Annotated in this window: 17 protein-coding genes; 2 read left to right on the top strand and 15 right to left on the bottom strand. The window is 58.3% G+C overall.

Annotated features, from left to right (window positions below):
• Positions 1-2: 2 nt before the first annotated feature.
• Both HX868_RS03795 and HX868_RS03790 read right to left on the bottom strand, forming a co-directional pair.
• Positions 3-455 (bottom strand): PaaI family thioesterase, encoded by a 453-nt coding sequence (locus HX868_RS03795; RefSeq protein ID WP_177001961.1) that lies wholly within the window; start codon positions 453-455, stop codon positions 3-5.
• Positions 452-928 carry a PaaI family thioesterase gene (locus HX868_RS03790; protein ID WP_177001960.1) on the bottom strand — a complete coding sequence of 159 codons (477 nt, stop codon included), beginning with the start codon at positions 926-928 and terminating at the stop codon, positions 452-454. The genes HX868_RS03795 and HX868_RS03790 overlap by 4 nt, the downstream gene beginning before the upstream one ends.
• Positions 929-1,084: 156 nt before the next feature.
• On the opposite strand from HX868_RS03790, the gene HX868_RS03785 reads away from it, so the two are divergent.
• Positions 1,085-1,336, top strand: a complete 252-nt coding sequence (locus HX868_RS03785; RefSeq protein WP_012723095.1) for a hypothetical protein — start codon at positions 1,085-1,087, stop codon at positions 1,334-1,336.
• Positions 1,337-1,427: 91 nt separating this feature from the next.
• Here the strand turns inward: HX868_RS03785 and HX868_RS03780 are convergent, their stop codons facing one another.
• The 11 genes from HX868_RS03780 to sdhC all read right to left on the bottom strand — a co-directional run bounded on the left by HX868_RS03780 (position 1,428) and on the right by sdhC (position 15,522).
• The gene (locus tag HX868_RS03780) at positions 1,428-2,165 is read right to left on the bottom strand and encodes a DUF599 domain-containing protein (protein WP_177001959.1); all 738 of its coding nucleotides are present in this window, start codon (positions 2,163-2,165) and stop codon (positions 1,428-1,430) included.
• A 208-nt stretch (positions 2,166-2,373) separates the two neighbouring features.
• Positions 2,374-3,687, bottom strand: coding sequence for a branched-chain amino acid transport system II carrier protein (gene brnQ / locus HX868_RS03775; RefSeq protein WP_177001958.1), 1,314 nt, complete (start codon positions 3,685-3,687; stop codon positions 2,374-2,376).
• 453 nt (positions 3,688-4,140) lie between these two features.
• Positions 4,141-5,022, bottom strand: coding sequence for a succinate--CoA ligase subunit alpha (gene sucD / locus HX868_RS03770; protein WP_032859181.1), 882 nt, complete (start codon positions 5,020-5,022; stop codon positions 4,141-4,143).
• On the bottom strand, positions 5,022-6,188 hold the full coding sequence (gene sucC / locus HX868_RS03765) for an ADP-forming succinate--CoA ligase subunit beta (protein ID WP_016979559.1): 1,167 nt from the start codon (positions 6,186-6,188) through the stop codon (positions 5,022-5,024). The genes sucD and sucC overlap by 1 nt, the downstream gene beginning before the upstream one ends.
• 204 nt (positions 6,189-6,392) lie before the next feature.
• On the bottom strand, positions 6,393-7,829 hold the full coding sequence (lpdA, locus tag HX868_RS03760; protein ID WP_016979560.1) for a dihydrolipoyl dehydrogenase: 1,437 nt from the start codon (positions 7,827-7,829) through the stop codon (positions 6,393-6,395).
• Positions 7,830-7,928: 99 nt separating this feature from the next.
• Positions 7,929-9,155 carry a 2-oxoglutarate dehydrogenase complex dihydrolipoyllysine-residue succinyltransferase gene (gene odhB, locus HX868_RS03755; protein ID WP_177001957.1) on the bottom strand — a complete coding sequence of 409 codons (1,227 nt, stop codon included), beginning with the start codon at positions 9,153-9,155 and terminating at the stop codon, positions 7,929-7,931.
• A gap of 44 nt (positions 9,156-9,199) precedes the next feature.
• Complete coding sequence (locus HX868_RS03750) at positions 9,200-12,031, bottom strand: 2-oxoglutarate dehydrogenase E1 component (RefSeq protein WP_068935263.1); 2,832 nt, start codon at positions 12,029-12,031, stop codon at positions 9,200-9,202.
• A 262-nt stretch (positions 12,032-12,293) separates the two neighbouring features.
• A complete protein-coding gene (locus HX868_RS03745; protein WP_003172807.1) occupies positions 12,294-12,998 on the bottom strand; it encodes a succinate dehydrogenase iron-sulfur subunit in 705 nt (234 codons plus the stop codon).
• 11 nt (positions 12,999-13,009) lie between these two features.
• Positions 13,010-14,782, bottom strand: coding sequence for a succinate dehydrogenase flavoprotein subunit (sdhA, locus tag HX868_RS03740; RefSeq protein WP_016979563.1), 1,773 nt, complete (start codon positions 14,780-14,782; stop codon positions 13,010-13,012).
• 3 nt (positions 14,783-14,785) lie between these two features.
• Positions 14,786-15,154, bottom strand: coding sequence for a succinate dehydrogenase, hydrophobic membrane anchor protein (sdhD, locus tag HX868_RS03735; RefSeq protein WP_016974690.1), 369 nt, complete (start codon positions 15,152-15,154; stop codon positions 14,786-14,788).
• Complete coding sequence (sdhC, locus tag HX868_RS03730; protein ID WP_016979564.1) at positions 15,148-15,522, bottom strand: succinate dehydrogenase, cytochrome b556 subunit; 375 nt, start codon at positions 15,520-15,522, stop codon at positions 15,148-15,150. Before sdhC ends, sdhD begins: the two co-directional genes overlap by 7 nt.
• Before the next feature lie 364 nt (positions 15,523-15,886).
• Between sdhC and gltA the strand changes: the two genes are divergently transcribed.
• Positions 15,887-17,176 (top strand): citrate synthase, encoded by a 1,290-nt coding sequence (gene gltA / locus HX868_RS03725; protein ID WP_028615712.1) that lies wholly within the window; start codon positions 15,887-15,889, stop codon positions 17,174-17,176.
• 157 nt (positions 17,177-17,333) lie between these two features.
• Here gltA and HX868_RS03720 read toward each other — a convergent pair whose 3' ends face one another.
• Positions 17,334-18,992, bottom strand: a complete 1,659-nt coding sequence (locus HX868_RS03720) for a cation acetate symporter (protein WP_028615711.1) — start codon at positions 18,990-18,992, stop codon at positions 17,334-17,336.
• The gene (locus HX868_RS03715) at positions 18,989-19,300 is read right to left on the bottom strand and encodes a DUF485 domain-containing protein (RefSeq protein ID WP_016972153.1); all 312 of its coding nucleotides are present in this window, start codon (positions 19,298-19,300) and stop codon (positions 18,989-18,991) included. The genes HX868_RS03720 and HX868_RS03715 overlap by 4 nt, the downstream gene beginning before the upstream one ends.
• Positions 19,301-19,446: the final 146 nt, after the last annotated feature.

Genomic DNA, 19,446 nt, shown 5'->3' with positions numbered 1-19,446 from the left:
TTTCAAGGGCGGCGTGGTTCCTCGATCTTGAAATGCGCGCGAGCGGTGGCGATGGGCTCGGCCGCCGTGCTTTGCCAGGCGGTGATCGCCACGTTTGCCACCCGTCGGCCCTGGCGCCACACCTGGCATTTGGCGTAGGTGTCGCGGAACTGCCCGGCGCGCAGGTAATCCAGGGAAAAATCGATGATTTTCGGGATGCCCGGCGCGCCCGTGAACACCAGCAGATGCAGCGCCGCCGACAGCTCCATAAAGCCCGCAATCACCCCGCCGTGCAGCGCCGGCAATATGGGGTTACCAATATTGTCCTTGTTGGCCGGCAGGCGGAACAACAGCTCATCCCCCAGCCGCGTGCATTCAATGCCGATGAGCTTGGCGTAGGGAATCAGATTGAGCAGCGCCTCGTAATCGCCACGCTCATGGGCCTGCTCCAAGCGGGTCTTGAATCGATGCGTCATGCCTGCTCTCCCTTGATCGTACTGCCCAATCCTTGGGTGCCCTTGAGGCGTTTGCCCATGCGCATGAACGTGCCCACCACATGGGCAATGGGTTGCTGGGGGTCGTCCTGATAGGCAAAGCCACGGGTGAAGATCACGTCGGTGGTCACCCGATAGCATTGGGCGAAGCCATACACGGGTTTGTGGGGCGCCGCGGGATGCATGTAGTCAACGCGCAGGTCGAGGGTCGGGCACACTTCGAATTCCGGCAGCACACACAGGGTGGCCATGCCGCAGGCGGTGTCCATCAGGGAGGTCAGCGCGCCGCCGTGGATCACGCCTGACTGGGGATCACCCACTAAATGCGGGGCGTAGGGCATGATCAAGGTGATGCCCTCCTCGCTGGCCTGATGAGCGGTAATGCCCAGCACCTGGCAATGGCGCAAGGCCGAAACAAAGCGCGTCGCGCGCTCTAACAGGGGATTTTCGGTCATTCGTTCCAGACTCTTATTAGTGTTGATCCGCGGAAGGGGTGGGCGGGCAAAAGTTCCGGTTAGTCAGCGATTTATATATCTATGGAATAAAAGGAACTAATGCCGAACCGCCATGCTCGAAAGGCCAGTAGATATCTTCAATAAGGAGAAACACCCATGCGCAAGACTTTAGCTATTTCCATGATGCTCGCCGCTGCCCTCGGTCTCGCTGCTTGCGACAAGAAATCCGAAGACAAAGCCCAAGACGCCGCCGCGCACTCTGAGCAAGCTCAGAAAGATATGGCGAAGGCTCAGGATAAAGTGAACGACGCTGCGAAAGAAAACGCCGATGCTGCCAAAGCTCAGGCTGAATCGAACGCAGCCGCCGCAAAAGAAGCAGCACCTGCTACCCCAGCCACCGGTTCTTGAGACCGCGGCTTGAAATAGCCTGGCTGCAAAAAGAAAGCCCGCTTAGATAGCGGGCTTTACTTTGTCTGGGTTTTCTATTTGGAGGCCTTAGTTAGCCCCCTTCTTTAGCCGGTTCCGGCGGCGGCGTGTCCGTTTGCGTATACACCATCACTTGCAGCACGTCGGAGTGAAACTCCCGACGGTACAGCACCAGTACCACCCCGCTGCTCATCAACATGAACAACCAGGGGCTGACAAACCACGCCAGCATCGTCATGCCGAAGTAATAAGCGCGCAGACCGAAGTTGAACTGGTTAGCGGCCATGGAGATCACCCGCGCCGCGCGCAGGGCAAACGCTTTGCGCTCCTGTTCCGACACATGCCGCTCACCAATCATCGGCGCCGAACCCACCAGCACCGCCGCGAAGTTGTACTGGCGCATGCACCAGCTGAATGTGAAGAACGCGTAGACGAACACCAGCGCCAGGCACAGCAGCTTGATCTCCGACATACCCTGGGACGCCTGCTGCACCATGGGGATATCCGCCAGCAACGACACCGCGCGCTCGGAGGCGCCGAGCACGGTGAGAATGCCAGCGAGGATGATCAAGGTGCTGGAGGCGAAGAACGAGGCATTGCGTTCCAGGTTGCCGATCACACTGGCGTCGGCGATGCGGTTGTCGCGCAGCAGCATGCGCCGCATCCAGTCTTCGCGATACAGATGCAGGACACTGGCCAGGCAGGCCGTGTCGCGGGCTTTCCAGGTGGCATAACGCGTGTAGCCGCCCCAGCACAGGACGAACCAGAGGGCGGCAAGCAGGTGGATCTGATTGGTCTCGACGAACGACATGCGGGTCCTATTCAACGGTGGTTGGGTGAACACAATCTATTGTAGGAGCTGGCTTGCCAGCGATGGCGGTGTGTCAGCCAATCCAGTTCGTGACTGATGGATCCCCATCGCCGGCAAGCCGGCTCCTACGGGATCGTGTTCTATAAGCATAAAAAATGCCCCGTATCGATTGATACGAGGCATTTCCTTGTAACGTAAACCCGGTTGTTTAAGCGATCGCTTCGCTGCGCTTGCCGAGCAGAAGATCAACTCCAAACGCCACCACCAGGGTCAATACCGACGGCACCAGCCACGCCAGGCCCTGCTCGCTCAGCGGCAGGTGTGCCAATTGCGACGGCATCCAGTCGGCCAGACCAGCGCCCTTGAGTGCGTCGATGCAGCCAAAGATGAACGACACCAGCATCACCGGGCCAACAATGCGGCCCTGTTCATGCCAGAAGTCTTTGCAGAAGCTCAAGGCCACCAGCACTATGCACGGTGGGTAGATCGCAGTGAGTACCGGGATCGAGAAGGCAATCAGCTTGGTCAGGCCCAAGTTGGACACGAACAGCGAGAACAGCGCCAGGATCACCACCAGGGCCTTGTAGGACAGCGGCAGGATACGGCTGAAGTACTCGGCGCAGGCGCAGGTCAGACCCACAGCAGTGACCAGGCACGCCAGGGAGATCAGCACGGCCAGGAAGCCGCTACCCAGGGAGCCGAAGGTGTGTTGCACGTAAGCATGCAGCACCGCTGCGCCGTTGCTCGCGCCCGCGGCAACGGCATGGCTGCCCGAACCCAGGCGGAAAAGGCTGAAGTACACCAGGGCCAGGCCCACGCCAGCAATCAAGCCCGCAATGATGGCGTAACGGGTGATGAGCTTCGGCGATTCGACGCCACGGGAGCGGATGGCATTGACGATCACGATACCAAACACCAGGGCGCCCAGGGTATCCATGGTCAGGTAGCCCTGGATAAAGCCTTGGGAAAACGGTGCGGCCACATATTCCGGAGTAGCGACGCCCACTTCACCGGCCGGCAAGGCAAAGGCGGCGATTCCGAGGATTGCCAGCGCGATGATCTTCAGCGGTGCGAGGAAGCGCCCCACGGTGTCCAGCAGTCGCCCTGGGTACAGGGAGACAAAGAACACCACCAGGAAATACACCGAACTGTAGAGGAACAGCGCCAGTGGGCTTTCGCCCGTCAGCGGCGCCAGGCCCACTTCAAAGGATACGGTGGCCGTACGCGGGGTGGCGAACAGCGGCCCTACCGCCAGATACGCCGCCGCCGCCAGCAGCCCACCGGCGATCTTGCCGATTGGGCTGCTCAGCGCGTCCATACCGCCACCGACCTTGGCCAGGGCGATCACGGTGACCACCGGCAGGCCGACGGCCGTGATCAGAAAGCCCAGCGCTGCCATCCAGACGTGAGGTCCGGACTGCAAACCAACGATAGGCGGGAAGATGATGTTGCCGGCGCCCACGAACAGGGCAAACGTCATAAAGCCCAACGCCAGGACATCCTGGCTTTTCAACACTTTCATTTCGGGAAATACCACACTACTGAATCGGAATTTAGAGAGGGATTCCCTATGGATGAGGGAAATACTGCCGGCCCTTATGGGAGCCGACCGGTCTAGCGCGGGGCTTCCTTTTGGGATGCGCACGCATAAAGAGGCGGCTAGGTTACAGAATTGGGCTGACAAACGCACTGTTGCGGGGCGGACTGTCCGATAAGCGACATCTTAATGTCGCGTTTTCATACTTAATTTGGCAAGGAAGACAGTTTACTTAATGTGGCAATACACAAAACTGTAGGAGCCGGCTTGCCGGCGATGGCGGTGCATCAGTGGACTATTCTGCCGCTGAACCACCGCGATCGCCGGCAAGCCGGCTCCTACAAGGGGTTCACGCGCCACGCAGGGATAAACCCAGAAAGCACAAAGGCCACCCGAAGGTGGCCTTTGTGTGGGTGAAGCGTCAGCTAAGCGCGAGGCTTACTTGACAGCCCAACCGGTCAGCTCGGACAAAGCCTTGCCGATGTCTGCCAGCGAACGCACGGTTTTAACGCCTGCGTCTTCCAGGGCAGCAAACTTCTCGTCTGCAGTGCCCTTGCCGCCAGAGATGATTGCGCCAGCATGGCCCATGCGCTTGCCCGCAGGGGCGGTCACACCAGCGATGTAGGAAACAACCGGCTTGGTCACGTGTGCCTTGATGTAGGCAGCCGCTTCTTCTTCAGCCGAACCGCCGATCTCACCGATCATTACGATCGCTTCGGTCTTCGGGTCTTCCTGGAACAGTTTCAGGATGTCGATGAAGTTCGAGCCTGGGATCGGGTCACCGCCGATGCCTACGCAAGTCGACTGACCGAAACCGGCGTCAGTGGTCTGCTTCACAGCTTCGTAGGTCAGGGTGCCGGAACGGGAAACGATACCGACTTTGCCTGGCAAGTGAATGTGACCTGGCATGATGCCGATCTTGCATTCGCCTGGAGTGATCACGCCTGGGCAGTTAGGGCCGATCAGGGTAACACCCAGCTCGTCGCACTTAACTTTAGCGTCCAGCATGTCCAGGGTAGGAATGCCTTCGGTGATGCAAACGATCAGCTTGATGCCGCCGAAGGCTGCTTCCAGGATCGAGTCCTTGCAGAAAGGAGCTGGAACGTAGATCACGCTGGCGGTAGCGCCAGTTTGAGCAACAGCATCTTTCACGGTGTTGAACACTGGCAGGCCCAGGTGCTCGGTGCCGCCTTTGCCTGGCGTTACGCCGCCAACCATCTTGGTGCCGTATTCGATGGCTTGCTGGGTGTGGAAACTACCTTGCGAACCGGTAATACCCTGGCAGATAACTTTGGTGTCTTTATTGATCAGGACGCTCATTATTTGCCCTCCGCAGCTTTGACAACTTGTTGAGCAGCGTCGGTCAGGCTGGTAGCCGCGATGATGTTCAAACCGCTTTCTGCCAGTACTTTAGCGCCCAGTTCAGCGTTGTTACCTTCGAGGCGAACAACAACCGGGATTTTAACGCCAACTTCTTTCACTGCACCGATGATGCCTTCGGCAATCATGTCGCAACGAACGATGCCGCCGAAGATGTTGACCAGTACTGCAGCGACGTTGGAGTCGGACAGGATGATCTTGAAAGCTTCGGTAACGCGTTCTTTGGTAGCACCACCGCCCACGTCGAGGAAGTTGGCTGGTTTGCCGCCATGCAGGTTGACGATGTCCATGGTACCCATGGCCAGGCCAGCACCGTTGACCATGCAACCGATGTTGCCTTCCAGGGCTACGTAGTTCAGCTCGAACTTGGCAGCGTGCGCTTCGCGCGGATCGTCTTGCGACGGATCGTGGAAAGTCTTCAGCTTAGGCTGACGGTACATGGCGTTGGCGTCGATGTTGATCTTGGCGTCCAGGCAGTGCAGATCGCCGTCAGCCTTGATCACCAGCGGGTTCACTTCCAGCAGGGCCAGATCGTGATCCTGGAACAGTTTGGCCAGACCGACGAAGATCTTGGCGAACTGGGCAACTTGCTTGCCCTCCAGGCCCAGCTGGAAAGCCAGCTCGCGACCCTGGAATGGCTGAGCGCCAACCAGTGGATCGATAGTGGCTTTCAGAATTTTTTCTGGGGTTTCTTCGGCGATCTTCTCAATGTCCACGCCACCTTCGGTGGAAGCCATGAACACGATGCGACGGCTCGAACGGTCAACGACAGCGCCCAGGTACAGCTCTTTAGCGATATCAGTGCACGATTCAACCAGGATCTTGGTGACTGGCTGGCCATTGGCATCAGTCTGGTAAGTCACCAGACGCTTGCCCAGCCACTGCTGTGCGAAGGCCTTGGCGTCTTCTTTGCTGCGAACCAGCTTAACGCCGCCCGCTTTACCGCGACCACCAGCGTGGACCTGGGCTTTGACAACCCACTCGCTGCCGCCGATTTTGTCGCAAGCTTCTGCTGCTGCTTCCGGGGTGTCTACTGCGTAGCCCTTGGAAACTGGCAGGCCGTATTCAGCGAACAGCTGCTTACCCTGATACTCGTGAAGATTCATGCTTTTTACCGTCTTCGTTAGGTACTGCGCATTCGGCGCTGCGCTCATTATGAGTGCCGCGCCACCTGTGACTGCTGCTTGCGCAACTTGCGGGGCTCAAGGCCCGTAAAGCTGCGCAAGACTGCGTCCAGCGGATATTCCGCGGTGAGTCTTGCGCGCAAGGCTCACGACGGGCAACTCCGCCGTGGTTTCTTATTATCTCGCTTAGCGCTTCTTGCGGTTGGCGATGTGGATGGCGCCGCCATTCACAGCCAACGCTGCTTCATGCAACGCTTCGGACAGGGTCGGATGGGAGAAGACCATCATGCCCAGGTCTTCGGCACTGGTGCCGAATTCCATACCGATCGCGCCTTGCTGAACCAGTTCTGCAGCGCTCGGGCCAATCACGTGGACGCCCAATACGCGGTCAGTCTTGGCATCAGCGATGACTTTGACAAAACCACCGGTGTCGTTGGCTGCCATGGCACGGCCAGAAGCGGCAAACGGGAAGGTGCCGACGTTAACTTCAACGCCTTCAGCTTTCAACTGCTGTTCGTTCTTGCCGACCCATGCAATTTCCGGGTGGGTGTAGATAACCGATGGGATCAGGTCGTAGTTCATCTGGGTTTTGTGGCCCTTGATGCGCTCGACAACCATGATGCCTTCTTCGGAAGCCTTGTGCGCCAGCATCATGCCACGCACCACGTCGCCGATGGCGTAGACGCCAGGCACGGTGGTCGCGCAGTGATCGTCAACGTGCACGTAGCCGCGCTCATCGAGGGTCACGCCGCTGTCGGCTGCCAGCAGGTCGGTGGTCACTGGACGGCGACCCACGGCTACGATCAGCTTGTCGAAAGTGATGGTTTTTTCGCCATCCTTGTCGGTGTAGTTGACGACAACTTCTTCACCGTTGACTTTCGAACCGGTCACGCGAGCGCCCAGCTTGATGTCCAGACCTTGTTTGGTCAGGGTTTTCAGCGCTTCTTTGGATACTGCGGTGTCGGCAGCCAGCAGGAACGTGTCCAGGGCTTCCAGCACGGTGACTTCGGAACCCAGGCGGGACCATACCGAACCCAGTTCCAGGCCGATCACGCCAGCGCCGATCACGCCCAGGCGCTTAGGCACTGCCTGAAATTCCAGGGCGCCAGTCGAATCAACAATCACGTTCTGGTCAACGGGAGCAGGCGGGATGTCGATTGGACGCGAACCTGGGGCCAGGATCACGTTCTCGGCTTCGATGATTTCGGTCGAGCCGTCTGGCTTGGTGATTTCAACTTTCTTGCCAGCCAGCAGCTTGCCGTGGCCTTGCAGGGAAGTCACGCCGTTGGCCTTGAACAAGGTGGCAACGCCGGAAGTCAGGCCTTTAACGATGTTGGCTTTACGGCCGACCATTGCTGGCACGTCCATAGTCACGCCAGCATGGTTGATGCCGTGGATCGCGAAACCGTCTTGGGCTTCGTGGAATTTCCAGGAGCTGTCCAGCAGCGCCTTGGAAGGAATGCAACCGACGTTCAGGCAAGTACCGCCCAGCGCCAGTTTGCCTTCCTTGTCGGTGTATTTTTCGATGCAAGCAGTCGAGAGGCCCAGTTGTGCGGCCTTGATGGCGGCAACATAGCCGCCAGGACCTGCACCAATCACTACGACGTCAAATTTCTGTGTCATGAAAATAGATCCTCTATTTGCGACAAGCTTTTAGCCGCAAGCTGCAAGCCAAGCTGCTTTTTCTTACAGCTTGTAGCTCGCAACTTGCAGCTGCTTCAATCAGATATCCAGCAACAGACGAGCCGGGTCTTCCAGCAGGTTCTTGATGGTCACCAGGAAAGTCACGGCTTCTTTACCATCGATCAGGCGGTGATCGTACGACAGCGCCAGATACATCATTGGGCGGATCACGACTTGGCCGTTGATGGCCATCGGACGCTGGATGATGTTGTGCATGCCCAGGATTGCCGCTTGTGGTGGGTTGACGATCGGCGTCGACATCATCGAACCGAAGGTACCACCGTTGGTGATGGTGAAGGTACCGCCGGTCATCTCGTCGATGGTCAGCTTGCCGTCACGGGCTTTCTTGCCGAAGCCGGCGATGCCGCCCTCGATTTCAGCCAGGCTCATCAGTTCGGCGTTACGCAGTACCGGCACCACCAGGCCACGGTCGCTGGACACGGCAACGCCGACGTCTGCGTAGCCATGGTAAACGATGTCGCCACCGTCGATGGAAGCGTTGACAGCCGGGAAGCGTTTCAGCGCTTCGGTGGCCGCTTTCACGAAGAAGGACATGAAGCCCAGGCGCACGCCGTTGTGGGACTTCTCGAACAGATCCTTGTACTTCGAACGCAGGGCCATGACTTCGGTCATGTCGACTTCGTTGAAGGTGGTCAGCATCGCCATGTTCGACTGTGCTTCAACCAGACGCTTGGCCACGGTGGCACGTACGCGAGTCATCGGAACGCGCTTCTCGGTGCGGTCGCCAGCGGCGAACACAGGAGCAGCGGCAGCCGGGGCAGCAGCCTTGGCAGGTGCGGCAGCTGGAGCGTTTTTCTTGGCTTCAACAGCAGCAACCACATCTTCCTTGGTGATGCGACCGTCTTTGCCAGTGCCTTTGACGGACGCCAGGTTGATGCCGTTCTCTTCAGCCAACTGACGGGCAGCCGGTGCAGCGATCGGGTCTTCAGCGCCAGCAGCCGGAGCGGCGGCAGGGGCAGCGGCGGCTGCCGGTGCAGCAGCAGGAGCAGGAGCAGCGGCAGCAGCGCTGCCCTCTTCGATCGAGCCCAGTACCTGGTTCGACAGAACGGTAGCGCCTTCTTCAGCAACGATTGCGCCCAGCACGCCGTCAGCTTCGGCCAACACTTCCAGAACGACTTTGTCGGTCTCGATGTCAACGATCAGGTCATCACGCTTTACAGCGTCGCCTGGTTTCTTGTGCCAAGTGGCAACGGTGCCATCGGCAACCGATTCCGGGAATGACGGGGCTTTGATTTCGATAGCCATTATCTGTGTGTCCTTAAAATTCGGTTTCAGTCAGCGCGAAGGCGTTAAACAGTGAAAGCATCTTGCAGCAGTTTTTCCTGCTGCTCGGCGTGCATCGACGCATAACCACATGCAGGTGCAGCAGAAGCATCGCGACCGGCGTACTCCAGGTTCAGCGCCTTGTTGTGGTTACCCATGCTGCGACGCAGGTGATGCTGGCTGCTGTACCACGCGCCCTGGTTCATCGGTTCTTCCTGGCACCACACCACGTTGGTGAGGTTGGTGTAAGGCGCGATGGCCTCCATCAGGTCGTCTTCCGGGAACGGGTAAAGCTGCTCGATACGCACGATGGCGATGTCTTCGCGGCCTTCGGCACGACGTTTTTCCAGCAGGTCGTAGTAGACCTTGCCGCTGCACAGGACCAGGCGAGTAACCTTGGCCGCATCCAGTGTGTCGATTTCCGGGATCACGGTCTGGAACGAACCATCCGCCAGATCTTCCAGGGTCGAGATGGCCAATTTATGACGCAACAGCGACTTCGGTGTCAGCACTACCAGCGGCTTGCGCAACGGGCGGATCACCTGGCGACGCAGCAAGTGGTAGATCTGGGCCGGAGTAGTCGGCACGCACACCTGGATGTTGTGCTCGGCGCACAGCTGCAGGTAACGCTCCAGACGGGCCGAGGAGTGCTCAGGACCCTGACCTTCATAACCGTGTGGCAGCAGCATGGTCAGACCGCACAGGCGGCCCCACTTGTGCTCGCCGCTGGTGATGAACTGGTCGATGACCACTTGGGCGCCGTTGGCGAAGTCGCCGAACTGGGCTTCCCAGATCACCAGCGCGTTTGGCGTGGTGGTCGAGTAACCGTATTCGAACGCCAGAACCGCTTCCTCGGACAGGAACGAATCGTACAGGTCGAAACGTGGCTGGCCTTCGTACAGGTTCTGCAACGGGATGTAGGTGCCCGCGTCTTTCTGGTTGTGCAATACCGCGTGACGGTGCGAGAACGTACCACGGCCGATGTCCTGGCCGGTCATGCGGATCGGGTGACCTTCGAACGCCAGGGTCGCGTACGCCATGGTTTCGGCGTAACCCCAGTTGATCGGCAGGCCGCCGGCTTGCATCTTCTGACGGTCTTCGTAAATCTTCGCAACCTGGCGCTGAACCACGAAGCCTTCCGGGATTTCCAGCAGCTTGGCGGACAATTCCTGCAGGGTTTTCAGATCGAACGAAGTGTCGTGACGCGCAGTCCAGGCATGGCCCAGGTAAGGACGCCAGTCCACGAACAGCTCTTTGTTCGGCTCTTTAACCAGGCTTTTTACAACGTGCAGACCATTGTCCAGCGCGTTGCGGTATTCATCGACCTTGGCCTGAACACGCGCATCGTCAACCACACCGGCCTTGGTCAGGCTTTCGGCGTACAACTCACGGGTGGTGCGCTGCTTGGTGATTTGCTGGTACATCAACGGCTGGGTGCCGCTAGGCTCATCCGCTTCGTTGTGACCGCGACGACGGTAGCAGACCAGGTCGATCACCACGTCACGCTTGAACTGCATGCGGTAGTCAATGGCCAACTGGGTCACGAACAACACAGCTTCCGGATCATCGCCATTCACATGGAGGATCGGCGCCTGGATCATCTTGGCAACGTCGGTCGCGTACTCAGTGGAGCGCGCATCCAGCGGGTTGCTAATGGTGAAGCCAACCTGGTTGTTGATGACGATGTGAACGGTACCGCCCGTCTTGAAGCCGCGGGTCTGCGACATCTGGAACGTTTCCAGGACCACGCCCTGACCGGCGAATGCCGCGTCACCGTGGATGGAAATTGGCAGGACTTTTTCACCGGTGGTGTCGTTACGACGATCCTGGCGAGCACGGACCGAACCCTCGACCACTGGAGAAACGATTTCCAGGTGGGATGGGTTGAAGGCCATGGCCAGGTGAACTTCACCGCCGGTGGTCATCACGTTGGACGAGAAGCCCTGGTGGTATTTAACGTCACCGGAACCCAGCTCGACCTTCTTCTTGCCTTCGAACTCGTCGAACAGCTCACGCGGGTTCTTGCCGAAGGTGTTGACCAACACGTTCAGGCGACCACGGTGGGCCATGCCGATCACGATTTCCTTGGTGCCGTAGGAACCGGAACGCTGGATCAGCTCGTCGAGCATCGGGATCAGGCTTTCGCCGCCTTCCAGGCCGAAACGCTTGGTGCCCGGGTATTTGGTACCCAGGTATTTTTCCAGGCCTTCGGCAGCGGTTACGCGCTCAAGCAGGTGGCTGCGTACGTCAGCGGACAATACCGGACGACCACGCACACCTTCCAGGCGATGCTGGAACCAGTGGCGTTGCTCGGAATCGGTGATGTGCGTGAACTCAGCGCCGATGGTGCGGCAATATGTCTGCTGCAACGCTTCGTGAATTTCGCGTAGGCTCGCTTCCTCTTTGCCGATGAACAGGTCGCCGGCACGGAAGGTCGTATCAAGATCGGCATTGGTCAAGCCGTAATGATTGATCGACAGGTCAGCAGGTGCAGGACGCTGCCAGAGCCCCAGCGGGTCAAGCTGGGCCGCCTGGTGGCCGCGCATCCGGTAGGCCTGGATCAGTCGCAATACTTCAACTTGCTTCTTCTCGTGCTCACTGCTCACGCTGCCGGCGGAAACCGGTTGGGCGCGGCGCTGGTTCTTTGCCAGCAGCACAAACTGATCGCGAATTGTGGCGTGCGATACATCGGTGGCAGCGTTGCCGTCTGAAGACAACGTCTGAAATTTGGTGCGCCATTCTTCTGGCACAGCGTTAGGGTCGTGCAGGTAGAGCTCATAAAGCTCTTCCACATAGGCAGCGTTACCACCTGAAAGATAGCCGCTGTTCCACATGCGCTGCATCACGCTTTCTTGCATGCTTGGTCACCCTCGATTTGGGGACACCACCGGCGAAAACACCGAGTTTGCTTGCAAAAGGCCAAGTGCAGCGACCAAAACAAGCCACTTAGGATCACGCTGATAGTTCGGGTACCAACCCGAATGCCCCTGCTTGTCTCATTTCTTCAAAATAAGAGCCGCGGCTTTGTAAGTCGCTGCTCAAGTTAAAACTACGGCGCCGGTTGAAGCCTGCGCCGTAGCATTTACGGGCACAACGGTCCTGCCTTTACTACAACGTCGGTTACACGCCGCTCTGCAGCAGCATGTTACGGATGTGACCAATGGCCTTAGTCGGGTTCAGGCCTTTGGGACATACGTTGACGCAGTTCATGATCCCGCGGCAGCGGAATACGCTGAACGGGTCATCCAGCGAAGCCAGACGCTCGGACGTCTTGGTGTCACGGCTGTCTGCCAGGAAGCGGTACGCTTGCAGCAGGGCAGCTGGACCCAGGAACTTGTCCGGGTTCCACCAGAAGGACGGGCAAGAGGTCGAGCAGCAAGCGCACAGGATGCACTCGTACAGACCGTCGAGCTTCTCGCGCTCTTCCGGGGACTGCAGACGCTCGATGGCCGGAGCCGGCGTGTCGTTCTGCAGGAACGGCTTAACTTTCTCGTATTGCTTGTAGAAGATGCTCATATCGACGACCAGGTCACGGATAACCGGCAAACCTGGCAGAGGACGAACGATCAGCTTGTTGCCTTTGACCACGGCGGACAGCGGCGTGATGCACGCTAGGCCGTTTTTGCCGTTGATGTTCATGCCGTCGGAACCGCACACACCTTCACGGCAAGAGCGACGATAGGAGAAACCTTCGTCCTGCTCTTTGATCAGTGCCAATACATCCAGCACCATCAGGTCTTTACCACCGGTATCGACCTGGAATTCCTGCATGAACGGCGCAGCGTCCTGATCAGGGTTGTAACGATAAACACTGACTTTCAACATGGCAGCCACCCTTAGTAAGTCCGAATCTTCGGTTCAAACGTCGGAACCGTCTTCGGCGAGAAGTTCACGGCACGCTTGGTTACGCGCTTGTCACCCGGGAAGTACAGGGTGTGGCACAACCAGTTTTCGTCGTCGCGGTCTTCAAAGTCTTCACGGGCGTGGGCACCACGGGATTCTTTACGAACCTCGGCAGCGATTGCAGTCGCTTCAGCCACTTCCAGCAGGTTTTGCAGTTCAAGGGCTTCGATACGAGCGGTGTTGAACGCCTGGCTCTTATCGTTGATCTTGACGTTGGCGATGCGCTTGCGCAGGTCAGCCAGCTGGGCGATGCCCTTCTGCATGTATTCGCCGGTACGGAATACACCGAAGTAGTTCTGCATGCAGCTTTGCAGCTCGCGACGCAGGGTCGCCACGTCTTCGCCATCAGTGCGCTCGTTCAGAGCGTTCAGGCGAGCCAGGGCAGCTTCGATGTTGGCGTCGGTGGCGTCATCGTATTCGATGCCGTCGGTCAGCGCTTTTTCCAGGTGCAGGCCAGCAGCACGACCGAATACCACCAGGTCGAGCAGCGAGTTGCCACCCAGACGGTTGGCACCGTGTACCGATACGCAAGCCACTTCGCCTACGGCGAACAGACCATGGATGATTTCGTCCTGGCCTTCGGCGTTCTGGGTGATCGCCTGACCATGGATGTTGGTCGGCACGCCGCCCATCATGTAGTGGCAAGTCGGAACAACCGGCACCGGAGCAACCACCGGGTCAACGTGAGCAAAGGTCTTGGACAGCTCACAGATACCTGGCAGACGGCTGTGCAGTACTTCTTCGCCGAGGTGATCGAGCTTGAGCAGCACGTGGTCGCCATTCGGGCCACAGCCGTTGCCGGCAATGATCTCTTTAACCATCGAACGAGCCACAACGTCACGACCCGCCAGGTCTTTCGCGTTCGGAGCGTAACGCTCCATGAAACGCTCGCCGTGCTTGTTGATCAGGTAACCACCTTCACCACGGCAACCTTCTGTAACCAGTACACCAGCGCCGGCGATACCGGTCGGGTGGAACTGCCACATTTCGATGTCTTGCACCGGTACGCCAGCACGCAGTGCCATGCCGACACCGTCACCGGTGTTGATCAGGGCATTGGTGGTCGACGCGTAGATACGGCCTGCACCGCCCGTCGCCAGCACGGTAGCCTTGGCGCGGATATAGGTGGTTTCACCGGTTTCGATGCAGATAGCGATCACACCGACGAATTCGCCCTGGGCGTTTTTCACCAGGTCGACCGCATAGTACTCGTTCAGGAACGTGGTACCGGCTTTCAGGTTGCCCTGATAAAGGGTGTGCAGCAGCGCGTGACCGGTACGGTCGGAAGCGGCGCAGGTACGGGCAGCCTGCCCGCCTTTACCGTAATCCTTCGACTGACCGCCGAACGGGCGCTGGTAGATGCGACCTTGCTCGGTACGCGAGAACGGCAGACCCATGTGGTCCAGCTCGAACACCGCGGCAGGGCCTTCCTGACACATGTATTCGATAGCGTCCTGGTCACCGATGTAGTCGGAACCCTTGACGGTATCGTACATGTGCCAGCGCCAGTCATCGTTCGGGTCGGCGGAGGCGATGGCGCAGGTGATGCCACCCTGGGCCGATACGGTGTGGGAACGGGTCGGGAATACCTTGGTGATCACGGCAGTCTTGTGACCGCCCTGGGCCAGCTGCAGCGCAGCGCGCATGCCAGCGCCGCCGCCACCAATGATGATGGCGTCGAATGAAATAGTTGGAATGTTAGCCATGAATCAGATACCCCAAAGAATCTGCACACCCCAGACGAAGTAAGCGAACATCGCGACGCCGCAGACTGCCTGGAAGAGGAAACGTACTGCTGTCGCGGACTTGCCCAGCGCCATCGGCGTCAGGTAGTCGGTCGCGATGGTCCACATGCCAACCCAGGCGTGTGCGCCCAGGGCTACAAGGGCCAGCAGACTGAAGATTCGCATCGCATTGTGGGAAAACAGGCCATGCCATTGCTCATAGCTGATGCCTGGATTTGCGACGAGGTATCCGATCAGGAAAATGAAATAAGCCGCGAGAACGACCGCCGACACACGCTGTGCCATCCAGTCATAGAGGCCCGAACGCGAAAGGTTCGTAACGCTGGTTACCATATCCAAACTCCTGCCAGAACGATCAGCACCACGGAAATGGCGATGATGATTTTCGAGCCTAGGCGGCCGCCTTCCAGCGTCTCACCGATACCCGCATCCATGATCAAGTGGCGCACACCGGCAACCAGGTGATACAGCAGAGCGGACAGGAGGCCCCATGCTACGAACTTGGCCAGCGGGCTGGTCAAGCATGCCTTCACCTCGGCGTATCCTTCCTCGGAACCCAGGGATTTGCTCAATGCATAAAGCATGATGCCCAAGCCCAGGAACAGGATGATGCCGGAAACACGGTGCAGGAACGACGTAACGCCGGTGATGGGGAGTTTGATGGTCCTTAGGTCTAGGTTTACAGGTCGTTGGCTATTCACGGCTTTTTTTCACACTGAAGAGCCCCTAACAATCAGGGCAAAGTTGTTGGGGAGTGCACTGGTCAGGTAAGCACCACCCAGGGAGTGCGACCCCCAATGAAAGCAAGCCCAAAAGCCCTTGGCGGTCGGTGGCCGAGTATAGACAGTTAGGTTACTAATGACAACGCGCACTCCTCACCCTAATAGCGGATTGCGCTGGGGGAATAAAAGGCGTAAATGGCAGGCAATTTCGAGGAAAAAGTACGGTTAAAGCCTTCTGCTGCAAGACTTTAGGCAAATTGACATCTGGATTTATATCAATATAGTGGTGCGGGCCCTGCGTGGGGGGTCTGTCTGATGATTTGAAGCATAAATAGGAGGCCACATGGCTGACAAAAAAGCGCAGTTGATCATCGAGGGCGCAGCCCCCGTCGAGCTGCCCATTTTAACCGGCACCGTTGGTCCCGATGTTATCGACGTACGGGGCCTGACGGCCACGGGCCGTTTCACATTCGACCCAGGCTTCATGTCGACCGCCTCTTGCGAGTCGAAGATCACCTACATCGACGGTGATAATGGCATTTTGCTGCATCGCGGCTACCCGATCGAGCAACTGGCTGAGAAATCGGACTACCTGGAAACCTGCTACCTGCTGCTAAATGGCGAATTGCCAACAGCCGAGCAGAAAGCCCAGTTCGTCAGCACCGTGAAGAACCACACCATGGTTCACGAGCAGTTGAAGACCTTCTTCAACGGCTTCCGTCGCGACGCCCACCCGATGGCCGTCATGTGCGGTGTGGTTGGCGCCCTGTCGGCCTTCTATCACGACTCCCTCGACATCAATAACCCGCAGCATCGCGAAATCTCCGCGATCCGTCTGGTTGCCAAGATGCCGACCCTGGCCGCAATGGTTTATAAGTACTCCATGGGTCAACCCATGATGTACCCGCGCAACGACCTGACGTACGCGGAAAACTTCCTGCACATGATGTTCAACACGCCGTGCGAGATCAAACCGATCAGCCCGACGCTTGCCAAGGCGATGGACCGGATCTTCATCCTCCACGCTGACCACGAACAGAACGCCTCGACCTCTACCGTGCGCCTGGCCGGCTCGTCGGGTGCCAACCCGTTCGCCTGCATCGCAGCCGGTATCGCCGCACTGTGGGGCCCTGCCCACGGCGGTGCGAACGAAGCCGTATTGACCATGCTCGATGAAATCGGCGATGTCTCGAACATCGACAAGTTCATCGCCAAGGCCAAGGACAAGAACGATCCGTTCAAGTTGATGGGCTTCGGTCACCGGGTCTACAAGAACCGCGACCCGCGCGCCACCGTGATGAAGCAGACCTGCGACGAAGTGTTGAAGGAACTGGGCATCAAGAACGATCCGCAACTCGAACTGGCCATGCGCCTGGAAGAGATCGCCCTGACCGACCCGTACTTCATCGAACGCTCGCTGTACCCGAACGTCGACTTCTACTCGGGGATCATCCTCAAGGCGATCGGCATTCCAACCAGCATGTTCACCGTGATCTTCGCCCTGGCGCGGACCGTGGGCTGGATCTCCCACTGGAAAGAAATGCTCTCCAGCCCGTACAAGATTGGCCGCCCACGCCAGCTGTACACCGGCTACGAGTCGCGTGACATCACCCAGCTGGAAGATCGCAAGTAAGCCTCGCTTAGTTGCACTGAAAACGGCCTCCCTTAGTGGAGGCCGTTTTTATTTGTGCAGGATTTGAGAAACAGTTTTGTCAGATCAACTCCTAATTTATAGACAAAAAAAATACCCCGGCCTTTCGACCGGGGTATTTTCCTATCCAGCTACAACCTTAGTGAGAAACCGCCCCACTCGAACCCAGGCCAGTCTGCGAACGCACAAACTGCGGGAAGTACAGCGCACGCTCTTTCTCTGCCGCCGCCGACTTGTCGGTGATGGAGAAGAACCAGATGCCGACGAACGCAATGATCATCGAGAACAGCGCCGGGTACTCATAAGGGAAGATGGCTTTTTCATGGTGCAGGATGGAGACCCAGATGGTCGGGCCGAGCACCATCAGGCCAACGGCACTGATCAAGCCCAACCAGCCACCAATCATCGCGCCACGGGTGGTGAGGTTTTTCCAGTACATGGAAAGCAGCAGCACCGGGAAGTTACAGCTGGCGGCAATGGAGAACGCCAGGCCAACCATGAACGCGATGTTCTGGCTTTCGAACAGGATACCCAGGCCAATCGCCAACACGCCCAACGCAACAGTGGTGATCTTCGAAACGCGAATTTCATCCTTGTCGTTGGCCTTGCCTTTCTTGATCACGCTGGCGTACAGGTCATGGGACACCGCCGAAGCGCCGGCCAGGGTCAAGCCGGCAACCACCGCGAGGATGGTGGCGAAGGCCACGGCCGAGATGAAGCCCAGGAAGATACTGCCACCCACCGCGTTCGCCAGGTGCACCGCAGCCATGTTGTTGCCGCCCAGCAGGGCGCCTGCTGCGTCCTTGAACGCCGGGTTGGTGCTGACTAGCAGGATCGCGCCAAAGCCGATGATAAAGGTCAGGATGTAGAAGTAACCGATGAAACCGGTGGCGTAGAACACGCTCTTGCGGGCTTCCTTCGCGTCGCTGACGGTGAAGAAGCGCATCAGGATGTGTGGCAGGCCAGCGGTACCGAACATCAGCGCAAGCCCGAGGGAGAAGGCTGAAATCGGGTCTTTCACCAAGCCGCCGGGGCTCATGATCGCCTCACCTTTAGGGTGAACCTTGATCGCCTCGGAGAACAGGGCATTGAAGTCGAAGTTGACGTGCTTCATCACCATCAGTGCCATGAACGAGGCACCGGACAGCAGCAATACAGCCTTGATGATCTGTACCCAAGTGGTCGCCAGCATGCCGCCGAACAGTACATACATCACCATCAAGATACCGACCAGGATCACCGCAACGTGGTAGTCCAGGCCAAACAGAAGCTGAATCAGCTTGCCCGCACCGACCATCTGCGCGATCAGGTAGAACGCCACCACCACCAGCGAGCCACAGGCCGACAGGCTGCGAATCTGGGTCTGGCCCAGGCGATAGGACGCCACGTCGGCAAAGGTGTACTTGCCCAGGTTACGCAGGCGCTCGGCGATCAGGAACAGAATGATCGGCCAGCCCACCAGGAAGCCGATCGAGTAGATCAGGCCGTCATAACCAGAGGTGTAGACCAGCGCGGAAATCCCCAGGAAGGACGCCGCCGACATGTAGTCACCGGCAATCGCCAGGCCGTTCTGGAAACCGGTGATCTTGCCGCCGGCCGCATAGTAGTCGGCAGCCGATTTGTTGCGCTTGGAGGCCCAGTAGGTGATGCACAGGGTGGCGCCGACGAACGCGACGAACATCACGATGGCCGAAACGTTCAGGGGTTGCTTGTGCACTTCACCGGTCAATGCATCAGCCGCCCAAACGGCCGGAGCAAAGAGCGAAGCGCCGAATATTGCCAGTAGACGCCGGATCATTGCGCAGCCTCCTTGAGAATCGCATTGTTCAGGTCGTCAAACTCGCCGTTGGCCCGGCGCACATAGATGCCGGTCAGGATGAAGGCGGACACAATCAGCCCGACGCCCAGGGGAATGCCCCAGGTAATCGACGAACCGGGGCTGAGCTTGGCCCCCAGTACTTGTGGCCCGTAGGCGATCAACAGGATGAAAGCGGAGTAAAGCCCTAGCATGATCGCCGAGAGAATCCAGGCGAACCTTTCCCTTTTTCTCACCAGCTCCTTGAAACGCGGGCTGTTTTGAATCGAGAGGTAAATGCTGTCGTTCATTGTTTTTATCCTCGCAGCACAGCTTTTTTATTATTGGAACGTATCCACTGTATGCGGCTGCACAAAGGGTTCCAGACGACCTTAGTATTAGAACGACATAGGCGTTGTCGCCAGTTTTGAACTGATCGAATTGACAGCCTTTGGCA

This window comes from Pseudomonas reactans, assembly GCF_013385825.1.
Lineage (GTDB): Bacteria > Pseudomonadota > Gammaproteobacteria > Pseudomonadales > Pseudomonadaceae > Aquipseudomonas > Aquipseudomonas reactans.
The sequence above is the reverse complement of the archived record's forward strand: the minus strand, read 5'-3'. Positions and strand labels throughout refer to the sequence as shown.